This window comes from Streptomyces sp. NPDC003042 (genome assembly GCF_053591315.1).
On record NZ_JBSFTP010000056.1, the window covers coordinates 1 to 15,317 of the forward strand.

Genomic DNA, 15,317 nt, shown 5'->3' on the forward strand with positions numbered 1-15,317 from the left:
CTGTGAGGGGCTTCTTTCGTCTGTGCGCCGCCAGGGACTCGAACCCCGGACCCGCTGATTAAGAGTCAGCTGCTCTAACCAACTGAGCTAGCGGCGCTTGGTGACAGGGAAAACTCTACCCCACCTCCGCCGGTGCTCGAGACCAGCCGCGCCCGCGTTGTCCGATTAACCCACGTTTGTGGGGTTTATCGTGCACGATATGTCTGGCCGAGCCGCAACTGACGGCCCGACAGACGCGTGCCCGGCCGACCAGTGGACGAGCAGGGGAGTGGACGGAAACCGCATGACGATGCTGCCTCCGATGCATGTACAGACGTCTATGTCTATGCCCATGCCGGTCTTCGAGGAGTACGACCCCGCGGCTGACTGCGCGTGCCTGGGCTGCGCGCACCGACGCCGCACCCTCGCGCGCGGGCGGGCCATACCTCTGCGCGACGGCGGACACCCCGCCGCGCGCGGCGCCCGCCGCGCGCTGGTACTGGCCACCGCGGCCGGCGTCGTCCTGAGCGGTGGCGGCGCGACCGCGCTCGCCGCGCACAAGCCGCTGCCCGGTCCCGGGCCGGTGGCCCTGGACGACCCCGGCACGCCGCAGGGCGACCGGGCCCCGCTGCACGGCCGGCCGGGCACCGGCAACCGGCCCCCGGCGGGATCTCCCGGCGGCCTGCCCGGCGCACCGGCCGCCGTACGGCGCACCGACCGGACGACGATCATCAACCGGGCGAAGCTGTGGCTGGACGCGAAGGTCCCCTACAGCATGTCCGCGTACTGGACGGACGGCTACCGGCAGGACTGCTCCGGCTACGTCTCGATGGCCTGGAACCTCGGCACGAACGAGTGGACCGGCAGCCTGGCCACGTTCGCCACCCGGATCACCAAGGAGGAGCTGCTGCCGGGGGACATGCTGCTCTTCCACAACCCGGCGGACCCCAACAAGGGCTCGCACGTGACCCTCTTCGGCGGCTGGGTCGACGGGAGGCGCACGCACTACATCGCCTACGAGCAGACGCGGCCGACGACGCGGAAGCAGGCCACGCCGTACGGGTACTGGAACAACGCGGCGAAATACCTGCCGTACCGGTTCAACGGGGTGACGGGCGGGATCGTTCCGGAGGAACCCGCGCCGGGCCCCGCGCCCGTGGGATCGAAGGCCTTCCCGGGCACGTCGAAGTTCGGGCCGGGCGCGAACAACAGCCACGTCGCCGAACTGGGCAGGATGCTCATCGGACGCGGCGGCTCCCGCTTCTACCCCCAGGGCGCGGGCACGCGGTGGACCGACTCGGACCGGCTGGCCACGCAGGCCTTCCAGCGCGCGCAGGGCTGGACGGGCGCGGAGGCGGACGGCCTTCCCGGCGCCCACACCTGGCGGCTGCTGGCCGAACGCCGGGGCAAGGACATCGCGCCGACGAATACGACGAATCCGCACCCGCCGAAGCCGCCGACCCCCAAGCCGCCGAAGCCGCCGACCCCCAAGCCGCCGAAGCCGCCGACCCCGAAGCCGCCGACTCCGCCGACCCCGACTCCGCCGATCCCGCCGGTGACGGGTCAGCCGGGGCCGGGAGGGGTTTCCGCGTTCCCGGGCTCGTCCGTCTTCCGCCCGGGGGTGTCCCACCCGTCCATCACCGCCCTTGGCCGCCGGCTGGTGCGGAAGGGCTTCGGCAAGTACTACACGTCCGGCCCGGGCCCCCGCTGGAGCGAGGCCGACCGCCGCAACGTCGAGGCCTTCCAGCGCGCCCAGGGCTGGCGCGGCGCCTCGGCCAACGGCTACCCGGGCCCCGAAACCTGGCGCCGGCTGTTCGCATGACGGAGGCAACGATGTACCCCACGCGCACCACGTCCACGACGGGCACCTTCCACGTCCCGTCCACCCCGCCGCCCGCCGGCCCCCCTGTCCGGGCGGCGTACGCGGCGCTGCCGCAGCGGCAGCCGCAGCCCGCCGAGCCGGCGCATCCGGCCGCACCGGAACCGCAGCCGCAGAACCGCCAGGCCTGGGGTTCGGCGGAGCCGGTGCCGGTGGCCGCCGCCGAGGCCCCCGCCCCCCTGGGCGTTGCGGGGGACCGCCCGCTGTGGGCGCCGACACCCCCGGCGCCCCGGCCGGAGCCGGCCCGGGCCACGTACCCGGCGGCGCCGGAGCCGCGGTCGCACCTGGAGCCCCCTGCTCGCCCGGCGGCTGCGCCGGACCGCCCCGCCCGGACCACGTACCCGCCCACGCCGGAGTCGTGGCCGCACCCCGAGTCCCCGGCTCGCCCGGCCTGGGTGGCCGGCATCCCCGCGCCGCTGGAGCCGGTGTCCACGGGCGAGGTCCCCGCGACGTCGCACCGCCCCTTGGCCGCTGTCCCGGATCGCCCCGCCCGGGCGGCGCATCCGGCCGCGCCGGAGCCGGAGCCGGAGCCGGAGCCGCGCCCCGAGCCCGCGCCGCGACCCGGGCGGTGGGTCGACACCTCGGTCCCCGCCGGGCGGAGCGACGTACCGGCCGCCCGGGCAGGGGCGGTGGACATTCCGCATCCGGCGGGGAGCGGTATCCCCGGCCCCGCCGTACCCGAGATCGTCGCTCAGGCCGTCGCCCGCGGCGTCGAGGCGCAGGACGGCGACACGCAGGACATCCCGTTGGTGCGCCCGCCGCGCGGCACGGCGGTCACCGACATCCCGGTGCACCTCCCGTTCGCGCAGCCGCAGCCCCGACCCGCCCAGCAGCCCCCGGCTCCCGCCCCCACCCGGCGGCCGGCCGAAAAGCCGCCGGCCGGCCGCCGCGTCCCCCGGGGCGACGACCGGCTCCGGGAGCACCGCGGCCCGGTGCTCCCCGGCTGGATCGCCGTGTCCCTCGGCGGGCTCGCCCTCGCGGGCTGCGGGGCCGTCCTGTGGCGGGCCGGGGCCGTCCCCGACGCCCTCGGCGCCGCATTCGGGGCGACCCCCCGCGCCTACCACGGGCTGCGCGCCACGCACTGGCCCCCGCTCGCCTTCCTCGGCATCGTGGCGCTCCTCGCCCTCGGCGGACTCGGCCGCGCCAAGGCCGGCCACGCCTGGGTGCTCACCCTCTTCGGGAGCTACCGCGGCACGGTCCGCCGTACCGGCCTGACCTGGATCAGTCCGCTCCTCCTGCGCCGGCGGGTCGACGTACGCCTGCGGCACTGGCGCAGCGAGCCGATGCCCGCCGTCGACTCCGGCGGGCTCGCCCTCCAAGTGGTCGTCCAGGTCGTCTGGCAGGTCAAGGACACCGCCCGCGCCACCCTCGCCGTCGAGGACCACACGGAGTACCTCGCCGAACAGGTCGAGTCGGCGATGGCCCGCGTGCTGTCCCAGCTCCCCGCCGACGCCTTCCACGAGGACGCCCCGACCCTGCGCGACGCCGAGGCCGTCGGTGACGCGCTGACCCGGATGCTGGCGGCCGAAACCGAGGCCGTGGGTGTCGAGGTGTTCTCCGCCCAGCCCACCCGGATCGAGTACGCGCCGGAGGTGGCCGAGGCCATGCGCCGGCGCCGGGTCGCGGCGATCGACGCCAAGCACCGGGACACGGTGCTGACCTCGGTCGTCGACGCCGTGGACGACACCGTCCACCGGCTCACCTCGCGCGGGATCGTCGAACTCGACGACTACGAGCGCAAGGCGCTGGTGAAGGACCTCACCGTGGCGTTCTACACCGGCAGGTCCGAGCAGTAACAGGAGGCGACGCAGTACCAAAGGCGAACGGGTGGCCGGTAATGAGCGGACCACCCGTTCGTCTTTTGGTATGGACGTGGCCAACTCTCGTCAATACTCTGGGACTTGGTCTAGACCTGAAACCATCCCCACGCGTGCGCACGCCCTTGCCCGACTCCCCCCACGTCACAAGGAGCATCATGCGTCCCTTCCGCATGCCCGCACGGCCCGCAGGGCCCTCGCGCCCCGCCCGGGCGGCCGGCGCCGCCGCGCTCGGTCTCGGCCTCTTCGCGGGTGTCGCCCTCCTCGGCGCGCCCAGCGCGAGCAGCCACGGCTACACCGACACCCCCGTCAGCCGCCAGAAGCTCTGTGCCAACAAGACCGTCTCCGACTGCGGCCCCATCCAGTGGGAGCCCCAGAGCGTCGAGGGCCCCAAGGGCTTCCCGGCGGCCGGACCCGCCGACGGCCGCATATGCGCCGCCGGTCACGGCGAGTTCGCCCAGCTCGACGACCCGCGCGGCGGCGCCTGGCCCGCGACCCGCGTCACCACGGGTCAGAGCTACGGCTTCCGCTGGCAGTTCACCGCCAACCACGCCACCACCGACTTCAGGTACTACGTCACCCACAACGGCTGGGACCCGACCAAGCCGCTCACCCGGGCCTCCCTCGACCCCCAGCCCTTCCTCACGGTCGCCTACAACGGCGCCCGCCCCGCCATGACCACCGTCCACCAGGGCGCCATGCCGAGCGGTAAGACGGGCCGGCACCTGATCCTGGCCGTCTGGACCGTGCACGACACCCCGATGGCCTTCTACGTCTGCTCCGACGTTCAGTTCTGACGTAACGTCAGCTAACCTCCGGCGGCATGCGGACGACGACTTCATCCGATGCACCCCGAACCGTCGCGGAGCTCGTGGCGCGCCGATGGGGCGACCACCGGCCCGGCCTGAAGCACGGCGCCACCGTCCTCAGCCACCACCGGACCGCCCAGGAGGCCGCCGCCCGCGCCGCGCTGCTCGTCGACCTGCTGCCGCCGGGGGCCGAGCCGCACGTGGGCGTGCTGCTCGACAACACCCCCGAGTTTCCCTTCTGGCTCGGCGCGGCGGCCCTCGCCGGGGCCGCCGTCGCCGGGATCAACCCCACCCGGCGCGGCCCCGAGCTGGCCCGCGACATCCTGCACACCGACTGCCGGATCCTGGTCACCGAGCGCGCCCACCTCCCGCTGCTGCGCGGCCTCGACCTCCCCGGCGTCCGGATGCTGGTGACCGGCACCGAGGCGTACGAGGCGCTGCTCGCCCCGTACGCCGCCGCGAAACCCGGCGAAGCCGTCGTGCGAGCGCCCGGCACCGACACCCGGCTGCTCCTGTACTTCACCTCCGGCTCCACCGGCGCCCCCAAGGCCGCCATCTGCACCCAGGGCCGCCTCGCCACCGCCGGCCGCTCCCTGGCCCGCCGCTTCTCGGTCACCCCGGACGACGTCCACTACATCTGCATGCCGCTCTTCCACGGCAACGCCGTCATCGCCGACTGGCTGCCCGCCCTCGCCGCCGGGGCCTCGGTGGCGCTGCGGCCGCGCTTCTCGGCCTCCGCCTTCCTGGGCGACGTGCGGGCGTACGGGGCCACGTACTTCACCTACGTCGGCAGGGCCGTCCAGTACCTCCTCGCCACCGAGCCCCGCCCCGACGACCGCGAGCACACCCTGCGCCTCGGCTTCGGCACCGAGGCCGGAGCGGTCGACGCGGCCCGCTTCGCCGAGCGGTTCGGGGTCCGGCTGGTCGAGGGCTACGGGGCCACCGAGGGCGGCGCCTCCGTCCAGAGCACCCCGGACACCCCGCCGGGCGCGCTGGGCCGGGCGGGCGCCGGGGACGACCTGGCGGTCGTCGACCCCGGGACGGGCCTGGAATGCCCGGCCGCGGTGCTCGACGGGGAGGGTCGGCTGCTCAACGACGCCGAAGCCATCGGCGAGCTGGTCAACCGGGGGCGCAGCCTCTTCGAGGGCTACTGGCGCAATCCCGCCGCCGAGGCCGCGCGGACGCGGGACGGCTGGTACTGGACCGGGGACCTCTTCTTCCGTGACCCGGACGGCTTCCTCTACTTCGCGGGCCGTACGGACGACCGGCTGCGGGTCGACAGCGAGAACCTGGCCGCCGCGGTGATCGAGAACATCCTGGCCCGGTGGGAGGCGGTGGCCGCCGTCGCCGTGTACGCCGTTCCCGACGAGGCGGCGGGGGACCAGGTGATGGCCGCGGTCGCCCTGCGGGAGGGCGTGACCTTCGACCCGGAGGCGTTCGCCGCGTTCCTGGCCGCGCAGCCGGACCTGGGCACGAAGACGGCCCCGCGCTACGTGCGGCTCCTCGACGCCATGCCGGTCACGGCGACGAACAAGATCCACCGCGTCGCCCTGCGCCGAGCCGGCTTCCGGTGCCCGGACCCGGTCTGGCACCGCTCCCGTGCCGGGGGCTACCGCCGGTTGACGGAGGCCGACCGTGCCGGGCTCCTGGCCGCGTACGAGTCCCACGGCCGGGCGGCCCTCCTGGACCGCTGACGCGTACGGCGCCGCTGCCCCTGCCCCCTGGCTTTGAGCACCCTTGAGGAGCAGGTAGTATTTTCTCTGTCAGGCGCCGCTAGCTCAGTTGGTTAGAGCAGCTGACTCTTAATCAGCGGGTCCGGGGTTCGAGTCCCTGGCGGCGCACCTGTACTTCGGGCGGTTTCCGGTTCACCGGGAACCGCCCGAAGTGTTTCCGCCGTACCCTCCGACGTCGCCCGCTCTTACAACGCTCTTACAAGGTGAGTGACAGCAGCAGCGGCGCGGCCTTCCGGTTCAGTGTGTCCGCGGCGGCCCGCAGCCGGTGGGCGTGCTCGACCGGCAGGGACAGGGCCAGGCAGCCGACCGCGGCACCCGCCGTGATCGGTACGGCGGCGCAGACGGTGCCCACCGCGTATTCCTGGAGGTCCAGCACGGGCACGGTGGCCGGCTGGCTGTCCAGCTTGGAGAAGAGGATCCGCTCGTTCACGATCGTCTTCGACGTGAGCCGGGCGATCTTGTGCCGGGACAGGTGGTCACGCCGCCCGTTCAGGTCGAGCTGGGTCAGCAGGCACTTCCCGACCGCGCTGGCGTGCGCGGCCGAGCGGAAGTCGACCCACTCGTGCACCTTCGGGGTGCGCGGGCTGTCCGCGAACTGGGTGATGCGCACCTCGCCGTCCACGTACCGGCTGATGTAGACCGCCGCGCCGACGGAGTCCCGCAGCCGGTCCAGGGTCTCCTGGAGCTTCTCCTGCAGAGCCTGCTGCCGGTTGGTGCCGGAGCCGAGCAGGACGAGAGAATCCCCTATGGCATAGGCGCCGTCCGACACCTGGAGTACGTACCCCTCTCGGCGCAGCATGAGCAGCATCGGGGCGAGATGGGCCGCGGGCAGGCCGGTCTCACGCGCGATCTGCGCGTCGGTCACACCTCCGGTGTGCCGTGCGATCGTTTCGAGTACGCGCAGGGCGTACTGCACCGAGTGGAACGGCGCGGTCGGCTCGGGCTTCAGCGCCACGGTTTTCCCCCTACCAGGTTGTTACCGCTTGCTCTACCACGATAGCCATCAAGAGGCCTGCGTGGGACGTGTGTTGATGAGATTGGTGGCTTAATCGAGGCCCCCGGCCAGGATCTACTCGCCTGGCATATGCCCTCGGCATGCTCACGTCTCCCGGTCCGCCGGGAATGCCCGCGAAGCGCTCACGGTTCGACTTCTTCGTACGGACGTGACGAGCTGAACGGGACGGAGCGACGATGAGCGACACCGGGGACGCCGGCAGGCATACGGGCGAGGGGGCGGGCGGCGCGGATCCGGTCCGCGGGACCGTCCGGGGCGGGGCGCCGGTGCCGCTGTCGGTGCTCGACCTCGTCACCGTGGGCAGCGGCAGCACCGCCCACGCGTCGCTGCGCACTAGCGTGGAGATCTCCCGGCTCGCCGAGTCCCGGGGCTACCACCGCCACTGGGTCGCCGAGCACCACTCGATGCCCGGGGTCGCCAGTTCCTCCCCGGCCGTGATCCTGGCGCACCTCGCCGCCCACACCTCCCGGATCCGGCTCGGCTCGGGCGGGGTCATGCTGCCCAACCACGCCCCGCTGGCCGTGGCCGAGCAGTTCGGCACCCTGGAGGCCCTGGCGCCCGGCCGGGTGGACCTCGGGCTCGGCCGGGCGCCCGGCACCGACCCGCGGACCGCCGCCGCGCTGCGCGGATCCGGGCGGCTGGACGAGGCCGCGGAGGACTTCCCCCGCCGGCTCATGGAGCTCACCCGCTTCCTCGACGACGACTTCCCCGACGGGCACCCGTACGCCCGGGTGCACGCCGTACCCGGGCCGGTGCAGGGCCCCGCCGGGCGGCCACCGCTGTGGCTGCTCGGGTCCTCCGGGTTCAGTGCCCGCCTCGCGGGCGAGCTCGGCCTGCCCTTCGCGTACGCCCACCACTTCTCGGCGGCCGGCACCCTGCCCGCGCTCGACCTCTACCGGCAGAGCTTCCGGCCCTCGGCGGTGCTGGACGCCCCGTACGCGCTCATCGGGGTCTCGGCGCTCGCCGCCGACACCGAGGGCGAGGCGCGGGCTCAGGTGCTCACCGGCGCGCTGTCGATGCTCCGGCTGCGCAGCGGCCGGCCGGGGCTGGTCCCGACGCCCGAGGAGGCGGCCGCGTACCCCTTCTCCCCGCTGGAGCGGGAGTTCGTCGAGGGCTGGCTCGCGAACATCGTCCACGGCACGCCGGACGAGGTCCGGGCCGGGCTCGACGGGCTGGTGAAGCGGACGGGCGCCGACGAGCTGATGCTGACGGCCAACGCCCACAGCGGCGCTGCCCGGTCGCACTCGTACCGGCTCGTCGCAGATGCGTACGAGATGCCGACGGAAGGCTCGATTCCGTCTTGAGGGCAGGCGAACGGGGTTTGGCTGGTTTGTTGCCGAAACCTTGCGGGAGCGTGGCCTAAGGCACCCTTAAACCGCTCGTCATCCGGGGTGGCGAGCGGTTTCTGATGCGTGCTCAGGTCTCTGACGAGGGCATTTGGTAACCCAGTGGTCTAGTCCTTCTTTGGTCCAAACCATTGACTGGGAAGGTCGGAGATCGCTATCACTTCTCTCACCTGAAGCTGATGCTCCCCCCTCCCACCCCCGGAGTCAGTTCATGCACATCCGTAAACCCCTCATCGCGGCCGCCGCCACGGCCGCGCTGGCAGCCGGAGCGCTGGCCTCCTTCGCGGGACCCGGCACCGCGCAGGCCGCGGACACCACCACCGCGAGCACAGGCGGCGTCCGCATCGCCTACTACGACCAGTGGAGCGTGTACGGGAACGCCTTCTACCCCAAGCACCTCGACACCCGCGGCATAGCGGGCAAGCTGGACGTCATCAACTACTCGTTCGGCAACATCCACCCCACCGAGCTCACCTGCTTCGAGGCGAACAAGGCGGCGGGTGACGACGCCAACCCCAACGCCGGTGACGGCGCCGGTGACTCGTACGCCGACTACCAGAAGACCTTCAGCGCGGCGGACAGCGTCAGCGGCGTCGCCGACAAGTGGGACCAGCCGATCGTGGGCGTCTTCAACCAGTTCAAGCAGCTGAAGGCGAAATACCCCCACCTGAAGATCAACATCTCGCTGGGCGGCTGGACCTACTCGAAGTACTTCAGCGACGCGGCGAAGACCGACGCCTCCCGCAAGAAGCTCGTGTCCTCCTGCGTCGACCAGTACATCAAGGGCAACCTGCCGGTCGAGGGCGGCTTCGGTGGCGCGGGCAGCGCGGCCGGGATCTTCGACGGCATCGACATCGACTGGGAGTACCCGGGCTCGGCCGGCGGCCACCTCGGCAACCACTACGCCCCCGAGGACAAGCAGAACTTCACGCTCCTGCTCAAGGAGTTCCGTACGCAGCTCGACGCCCACGGCCAGGCCAACGGCGGCAAGAAGTACCTGCTGACCTCGGCGCTCCCGGCCGGCCAGGACAAGATCAAGCACATCGAGACGGACAAGATCGGCGCGTACCTCGACTACGCGAACATCATGACCTACGACATGCACGGCTCCTGGGACGGCGACGGACCGACGTACCACCAGTCCCCGCTGTACCCGTCGGCCGCCGACCCGACCGACCCGATCGCTCCGGGCACCCAGAAGTACAGCATCGACAACGCGATCGACTCCTGGATCGACGGCAACCCGGCCTACGGCATCGCGGGCGGCTTCCCCGCGAACAAGCTGACGCTGGGCTACGAGTTCTACTACCGCGGCTGGAAGGGCGTCCCCGCCGGGACCACCAACGGCCTCGCCCAGAGCGCGACCGGCGCCTCCGCCGCCCGGCCCACCAGCCAGCAGGCCGGCATCGCCAACTACAAGGAACTCGGCGGGATCGTCGACAACCCGGCGAGCACCTTCTGGGACGACCAGGCCAAGGCCTCGTACTTCTACAAGGACGGCGAGTTCTTCACCGGCCTGAACCAGAAGTCCATCCAGGCCCGCGTCGAGTACGGCAAGCAGCGCGGCCTGGCCGGCGCGATGATGTACTCGCTGCTCGGCCTGGACACCAACACCACCCTGCTGAACCAGATCTCGGACGCCCTCGGCGGTACCACGCAGCCGCCGGTCACCACGCCTCCGACGACTCCGCCGCCCACCACGACCCCGCCGACGACTCCGCCGCCGACCACCGGATGCGGTGCGACCCCGGCCTACGTCGCGGGCACCGTCTACACCGGCGGCAGCGAGGTCTCCCACAACGGCCGCAAGTGGAAGGCCCAGTGGTGGACGCAGAACGAGACGCCGGGCACCACCGGTGAATGGGGTGTCTGGAAGGACCTCGGCGCCTGCTGATCTCCCCCCACCCCGCGCCGAGCGGTGACCGCCCCGGTCCTCTTCCCAGAGGGCCGGGGCGGTCGCGTCTAAGGACTGGGACTGTCCGGGCGGGCGCCGATCATCTCGGCGATCCGTTCCGGGGCCACCGCGCGGGAGTAGAGCCAGCCCTGGCCGGTGTCGCAGCCGACGCGGCGCAGCCGGGCCGCCTGGCCGGCGGTCTCCACGCATTCCGCCGTGACCGTCAGGCCGAGGCGGTGGGCGAGCTGGACCAAGGCCTCCACGATGGTCTCGTCGGCCGGGTTCGGGTGCGTGCCCTCCTCGTAGCGGAAGCCGCGTACGAAGGAGCCGTCCAGCTTCAGCACCGACACCGGCAGCCGGCTCAGGTAGGCCAGGTTCGAGTAGCCCGTGCCGAAGTCGTCGATGGCGATCCGTACGCCCATGTCGCTCAGCGACTGGAGGGCCTGCAGCGGCCGGCCCGCCGAGCCCATCACCGCGGACTCCGTCAGCTCCAGCTGGAGCAGCTGCGGGGCCAGGCCCGTCTCGGCGAGGATCTCCGCGACATCGCCCACCAGGTCCGAGTCCCACACCTGCCGCACGGCCACGTTCACGGAGACGAACACCGGCGAGTCGCTGGGCTGCTCGATCTGCCAGCGCCGCGCCTGCCGGCACGCCGTACGCAGCACCCACTGCCCCAACTGCACGATGGAGCCGTCCTCTTCGGCGATGCCGATGAACCGATTCGGCGTCAGAGTGCCGAACTGCGGGTGCTTCCAGCGCACCAGGGCCTCCACCCCGCGCACCACCCCGCTCTCCAGGTCCACCAGCGGCTGGTACTCCAGCACGAACTCGCCGCGCTCCACCGCCGGGCGCAGGGTGGAGGAGAGCGCCTGCCGCGTCATCCGGTGGGCGTTGCGCTCGGGGTCGAAGAGGGTCCAGCGGGCCTTGCCGTCCGCCTTCGCCCAGTACAGGGTCGTGTCCGCGGCCTGCATCAGCCCGGTCGCCGACGTCCCGGCCGAGGCCCGCTCCACGACCCCGATCGACGCGGACACCGACAACCGCTGTCCGGCCAGGTCGAAGGGCTCCTGTACGGCGGCCAGTACGCTGCGCGCCAGGTCCGCGAGCTGCTCGGTCCCGGTGGAGTCCTCGACCAGCAGCGCGAACTCGTCGCCGCCGAGCCGGGCCACCAGGTGCCCGCCCGTGCGCCCGTACCCGCACTGGTCGGCGCACTGGGTCAGCCGGGCCGCGACGGCGGTCAGCAGCCGGTCGCCGACCCGGTGGCCCAGGGTGTCGTTGACCGCCTTGAACCCGTCGAGGTCCAGGTAACACAGGCCGATCCGGCCCGTGCCGCCGCCCTGCCCGTACGAGGACGCCTCCAGGGCGGCGGAGAGCCGCTCGAAGAACAGCGCCCGGTTGGGCAGCCGGGTCACGGGGTCGTGCATCTGGAGGTGGCGCAGGCGGGCCTGGAGGTCGCGCCGGTCGCTGATGTCGGCGACGGACAGCAGGACGTCCCTGGTGCCGGGTACGGGGCCGAGGGTGACCTCGGTCCACAGCGAATGCCCGTCGGGGTGCTTGAGGCGGCGCGTGCAGCGCAGCCGGGCCTGCCGTCCGCGCAGCACCTCCTGGTAGGCCTGCCAGGTACGGGCCTCCGCCGCCAGGTCCACCAGGTCGGCGGCGGCCTGCCCGGCGAGCGCGTGCGGCGCGGTGCCCAGCAGGCCGGCGAGGGCCTGGTTGGCGGCGATGACGTCGCCGTCCCGGCCGACGAGGGCCATCGCCAGATGGGCCGCGTCGAAGGCGGCCCGGTAGTCGCGCGGTTCGGCCGTGAGGCCGGACGACGCTCCGGACGGCGCCGGCGACATGCCCGGCACGGCCGGCACTGCTGGGTGACGCTCCGTAAGGGCCGATCGGATGCTGTCGGCCGCCGAACCGGTTCCCTCTGAGGTTCCGCTCACCGTTGGCTCCCGCAGTGTTCGTGAGTGTCCGTGCAGGAAAGTGTGCCGATCATAGAGGCTGCCGGGAGGCCTATCCAGCGGCGCCGCCGTGCGGAGCAGGGTCGTTCGGCGTGCTGACGCCGCGCGGGCGCCGTGCTGACGGACCGTCGGCCCTCCCCCGCCCGATCGTTTCTGCGCGCGTGTGAGCATCCGGGGCTCATGGCTGATCTCCCGTGATCGGTCGTGACGTTCTGTAGGTGAGTGCGTGAAGTCCGAGGGTCACCGACTTGCCGCACCACTCACTCATGTGGGGCAGCGGAACAGGGCATTAGTAAGACAATCGCCTCAAGGTGGACAGGAGGGTACGAAACCACCACCGGAGGTCCATGTGCCGCGACAGCAGACACCCGGGGGAGTGGACCGCTCCCACATGCGCAGTGCGGCGGCCGTCCTCACCTCCATGACGGCGCTGGCCGCCATGTCGCTCGTCGCCGGCCCCGCGGTGGCCGATCCAGGGGCGGGCCCCTGCGCGCTCTCCCGTACGGCGGCGCACCACTCCCTCGGCCTGGACACCTGGAACCGCGCCTACCCCAAGCCCGAGCGGACCCTCAACGCGGTCATGGTCTTCCTCTCCTTCCCCGACCACCGCACCACCCTCACCCCCGACGAGCTGACCTCCGACTACTTCCCGGCCACCAGCGACTTCTTCGAGCGGGCCTCCTACGGGCGGTTCCAGCTGGTCCCGCACCCGCAGAAGCACTGGATCCGGATGCCCCGCCCGTCCACCGCGTACGGCATACGGCGCGACTGGGCCCCCGAGGACCGGGCGGCCTACCTGCGGGACGCGGTCACCGCCGCCGACGCCGAGGTGGACTTCGGCGCGTACGACGTCGTGTACTTCGTCGCCGACCCCGAGGCGCCCGGGGTGGACTCCGACGCCACCAAGGTCGTGAACTTCGAGCGCCCCATCAGCGCCGACGGCACGCAGCTGCGGCGGATCGTCACCGTCTTCGAGCAGCACCCGCCGGACCGCAACGTGCTGGCGCACGAGACGGGCCACGTCTTCGACCTGCCCGACCTCTACCACCGGCCGACGGACGGCAAGGGCGACTGGGACACCTACGTCGGCGACTGGGACGTCATGGGCAGCCAGTTCGGCATGGCCCCGGACCTCTTCGCCTGGCACAAGTGGAAGCTGGGCTGGCTGGACCCGGCGCAGGTGGACTGCGTGCGGTCGGGCTCCTCACTGCACACCCTCCAGCCGCTCGCCGAGGCCCCGCCGGTCGGCGGCACGGGCGGGACCCGGCTCGCGGTCGTCCGTACGGGCCCCGGCAGCGCGATCGCGATCGAGGCGCGGGGCTCCTCCGGCAACGACGGGGACACCTGCACGGAGGGCGTACTGGTCTACCGGGTCAGCAACGAGGCGGCTTCGGGCGGCGGGCCGATCGAGGTGCTGGACGCGCATCCGCGGACGGAGGCGTGCTGGGACCGCTCGGTCTACCCGCCGCTGGCGGACGCGCCGCTGGAGGTGGGGGAGACGTTCACCGTGCCGGGGGAGCGGATCACGATCGAGGTGGCGGACCGGACCCCGTCGGGCGCTTACACCGTGAAGATCACGACGTAGCGCGGAGAGCGGACACGAAAAAGGCCCCCACTCGCGTGGGGGCCTTTTTCCGTCTGTGCGCCGCCAGGGACTCGAACCCCGGACCCGCTGATTAAGAGTCAGCTGCTCTAACCAACTGAGCTAGCGGCGCTTGCTGACGTCGTAGACATTAGCACCCCGATCGGCGGAAGGAAAAATCGATACGGAGACCCGGGCCGCGTGCAGAAAAGCCCAGAGCAGGGAGTCCGGGCCGGGCAGCCACGGCAGCCGGGCGTCCGGGGCCACCAGCCAGCGGGACGGGCCCGGCCCGGAGGCCAGCGGGGGCACGGTGACGGCGTCTCCGAGGCCGTGGCAGAGCGGGGCCGCGGCGTCCGGGCTCCATTCCTCCCAGGCCAGCAGGGCCGGGAGCCGGTGGGCCGTACCGGGCGCGGCGAAGAGCAGCATCCGGCCCCGGTGCACGGCGGCGGGCCCGGAGCCCGGGCCCTGCTCCCAGAGCAGGTCGAGCATCCGGCGGCCCAGGACGAGGGGGACGTTGACGACGTCGAACACGGTCCCGCAGGGCAGTACGGCGGGCGCGGCCGGCCGGTCCTGCCAGGCGGCGAGGGTGCTGCGCGGATGGGCCGAGGCGGAGGTCAGCCAGGCGGCGCCCTGCGGGGTGACGTGGGTGGCGGGCGCGGTGCGTGCGTGGAGGCCGTCGGAGGCGGAGCAGCGGGCGGCCGTCGTCAGGGTCGTCATACGCCAAGGTCTACCGCGCGTAGCGCCGCGGCTGCCTTGAGTTACCGAAAACCGGGACAGGGTAGGAGGGGCTGCGGTATGTTCCGCCCCGCATATGCCACCGCACTGCGCCGGTTTCCGGGTGCGCGCCCTCGCCCGGCCCCGCCGCGGCGGGGCCGGGCCGGGCCGGGCCCGAGAGGCCTAAGGGGCGTCGGGTCCCGAGTCGCGCTGGAGGTCCTCGCCGAATTCGATCATCTTGCGCGCATAGTCCGGGGTCCACTCCGCGACCGCCGCGATCGCCTCCGGCGAGAGCCGGTCGAAACGCCGGGGATCCGCCAGCTGGGCCGCCGCCAGGGCCTGGAACTCAACCGCCCGGTCCTGCGCCGCCCGGAAGGCCAGCGTCAGCTCGGTCGCGCGGACGAGCAGCTCGCGCGGGTCTTCGATCGACTCCAGGTCGAAGAAGTGCTCCGGGTCCGTGGCGGCTTCCGAGGGCTCGAAGAGCAGCGGCGCGGGCCGCAGCCTCCGCTCGGTCCGCTCGGGCTCTGCCATGCGTGTCCTCCTGCTGCGCGTACGGAATCCTTCCGGGCCACCCTCCATTGTCCAGCGTCGCGCAAGGGT

11 protein-coding genes and 3 tRNA genes are annotated in these 15,317 nt (G+C 72.7%); 8 read left to right on the forward strand and 6 right to left on the reverse strand.

Annotated elements, in window-relative coordinates; all coding sequences use genetic code 11:
- Positions 1 to 23: 23 nt before the first annotated feature.
- Positions 24 to 97, reverse strand: a tRNA-Lys gene (locus ACWDYJ_RS24775).
- A gap of 228 nt (positions 98 to 325) precedes the next feature.
- Here ACWDYJ_RS24775 and ACWDYJ_RS24780 point away from each other — a divergent pair.
- The 5 genes from ACWDYJ_RS24780 to ACWDYJ_RS24800 all read left to right on the forward strand — a co-directional run bounded on the left by ACWDYJ_RS24780 (position 326) and on the right by ACWDYJ_RS24800 (position 6,325).
- Positions 326 to 1,801 (forward strand): peptidoglycan-binding protein, encoded by a 1,476-nt coding sequence (locus ACWDYJ_RS24780; protein WP_451567826.1) that lies wholly within the window; start codon positions 326 to 328, stop codon positions 1,799 to 1,801.
- Between the two features lie 11 nt (positions 1,802 to 1,812).
- On the forward strand, positions 1,813 to 3,654 hold the full coding sequence (locus ACWDYJ_RS24785; RefSeq protein WP_451567782.1) for an SPFH domain-containing protein: 1,842 nt from the start codon (positions 1,813 to 1,815) through the stop codon (positions 3,652 to 3,654).
- Positions 3,655 to 3,833: 179 nt separating this feature from the next.
- On the forward strand, positions 3,834 to 4,472 hold the full coding sequence (locus ACWDYJ_RS24790) for a lytic polysaccharide monooxygenase auxiliary activity family 9 protein (RefSeq protein WP_451567783.1): 639 nt from the start codon (positions 3,834 to 3,836) through the stop codon (positions 4,470 to 4,472).
- A 26-nt stretch (positions 4,473 to 4,498) separates the two neighbouring features.
- On the forward strand, positions 4,499 to 6,178 hold the full coding sequence (locus ACWDYJ_RS24795) for an AMP-binding protein (RefSeq protein ID WP_451567784.1): 1,680 nt from the start codon (positions 4,499 to 4,501) through the stop codon (positions 6,176 to 6,178).
- A 73-nt stretch (positions 6,179 to 6,251) separates the two neighbouring features.
- Positions 6,252 to 6,325, forward strand: a tRNA-Lys gene (locus ACWDYJ_RS24800).
- An 88-nt stretch (positions 6,326 to 6,413) separates the two neighbouring features.
- Here the strand turns inward: ACWDYJ_RS24800 and ACWDYJ_RS24805 are convergent.
- Positions 6,414 to 7,172, reverse strand: a complete 759-nt coding sequence (locus tag ACWDYJ_RS24805) for an IclR family transcriptional regulator (RefSeq protein WP_451567785.1) — start codon at positions 7,170 to 7,172, stop codon at positions 6,414 to 6,416.
- 236 nt (positions 7,173 to 7,408) lie between these two features.
- On the opposite strand from ACWDYJ_RS24805, the gene ACWDYJ_RS24810 reads away from it, so the two are divergent.
- Together ACWDYJ_RS24810 and ACWDYJ_RS24815 are read left to right on the forward strand one after the other, a co-directional pair.
- The gene (locus ACWDYJ_RS24810; protein WP_451567786.1) at positions 7,409 to 8,536 is read left to right on the forward strand and encodes an LLM class flavin-dependent oxidoreductase; all 1,128 of its coding nucleotides are present in this window, start codon (positions 7,409 to 7,411) and stop codon (positions 8,534 to 8,536) included.
- Between the two features lie 253 nt (positions 8,537 to 8,789).
- Positions 8,790 to 10,472: a glycosyl hydrolase family 18 protein gene (locus tag ACWDYJ_RS24815; RefSeq protein ID WP_451567787.1), complete on the forward strand. Its 1,683-nt coding sequence runs from the start codon at positions 8,790 to 8,792 to the stop codon at positions 10,470 to 10,472.
- A gap of 68 nt (positions 10,473 to 10,540) precedes the next feature.
- Here ACWDYJ_RS24815 and ACWDYJ_RS24820 read toward each other — a convergent pair whose 3' ends face one another.
- Positions 10,541 to 12,403 (reverse strand): putative bifunctional diguanylate cyclase/phosphodiesterase, encoded by a 1,863-nt coding sequence (locus tag ACWDYJ_RS24820; RefSeq protein ID WP_451567788.1) that lies wholly within the window; start codon positions 12,401 to 12,403, stop codon positions 10,541 to 10,543.
- 409 nt (positions 12,404 to 12,812) lie between these two features.
- On the opposite strand from ACWDYJ_RS24820, the gene ACWDYJ_RS24825 reads away from it, so the two are divergent.
- Complete coding sequence (locus ACWDYJ_RS24825; RefSeq protein ID WP_451567789.1) at positions 12,813 to 14,006, forward strand: M6 family metalloprotease domain-containing protein; 1,194 nt, start codon at positions 12,813 to 12,815, stop codon at positions 14,004 to 14,006.
- A gap of 56 nt (positions 14,007 to 14,062) precedes the next feature.
- On the opposite strand, the gene ACWDYJ_RS24830 is transcribed toward ACWDYJ_RS24825, so the two are convergent.
- From ACWDYJ_RS24830 to ACWDYJ_RS24840, 3 genes are all read right to left on the reverse strand, one after another.
- A tRNA-Lys gene (locus ACWDYJ_RS24830) sits at positions 14,063 to 14,136 on the reverse strand.
- Positions 14,127 to 14,720: a bifunctional DNA primase/polymerase gene (locus ACWDYJ_RS24835; protein WP_451567790.1), complete on the reverse strand. Its 594-nt coding sequence runs from the start codon at positions 14,718 to 14,720 to the stop codon at positions 14,127 to 14,129. Before ACWDYJ_RS24835 ends, ACWDYJ_RS24830 begins: the two co-directional genes overlap by 10 nt.
- A 180-nt stretch (positions 14,721 to 14,900) precedes the next feature.
- On the reverse strand, positions 14,901 to 15,248 hold the full coding sequence (locus ACWDYJ_RS24840) for a hypothetical protein (RefSeq protein ID WP_451567791.1): 348 nt from the start codon (positions 15,246 to 15,248) through the stop codon (positions 14,901 to 14,903).
- Positions 15,249 to 15,317: the final 69 nt, after the last annotated feature.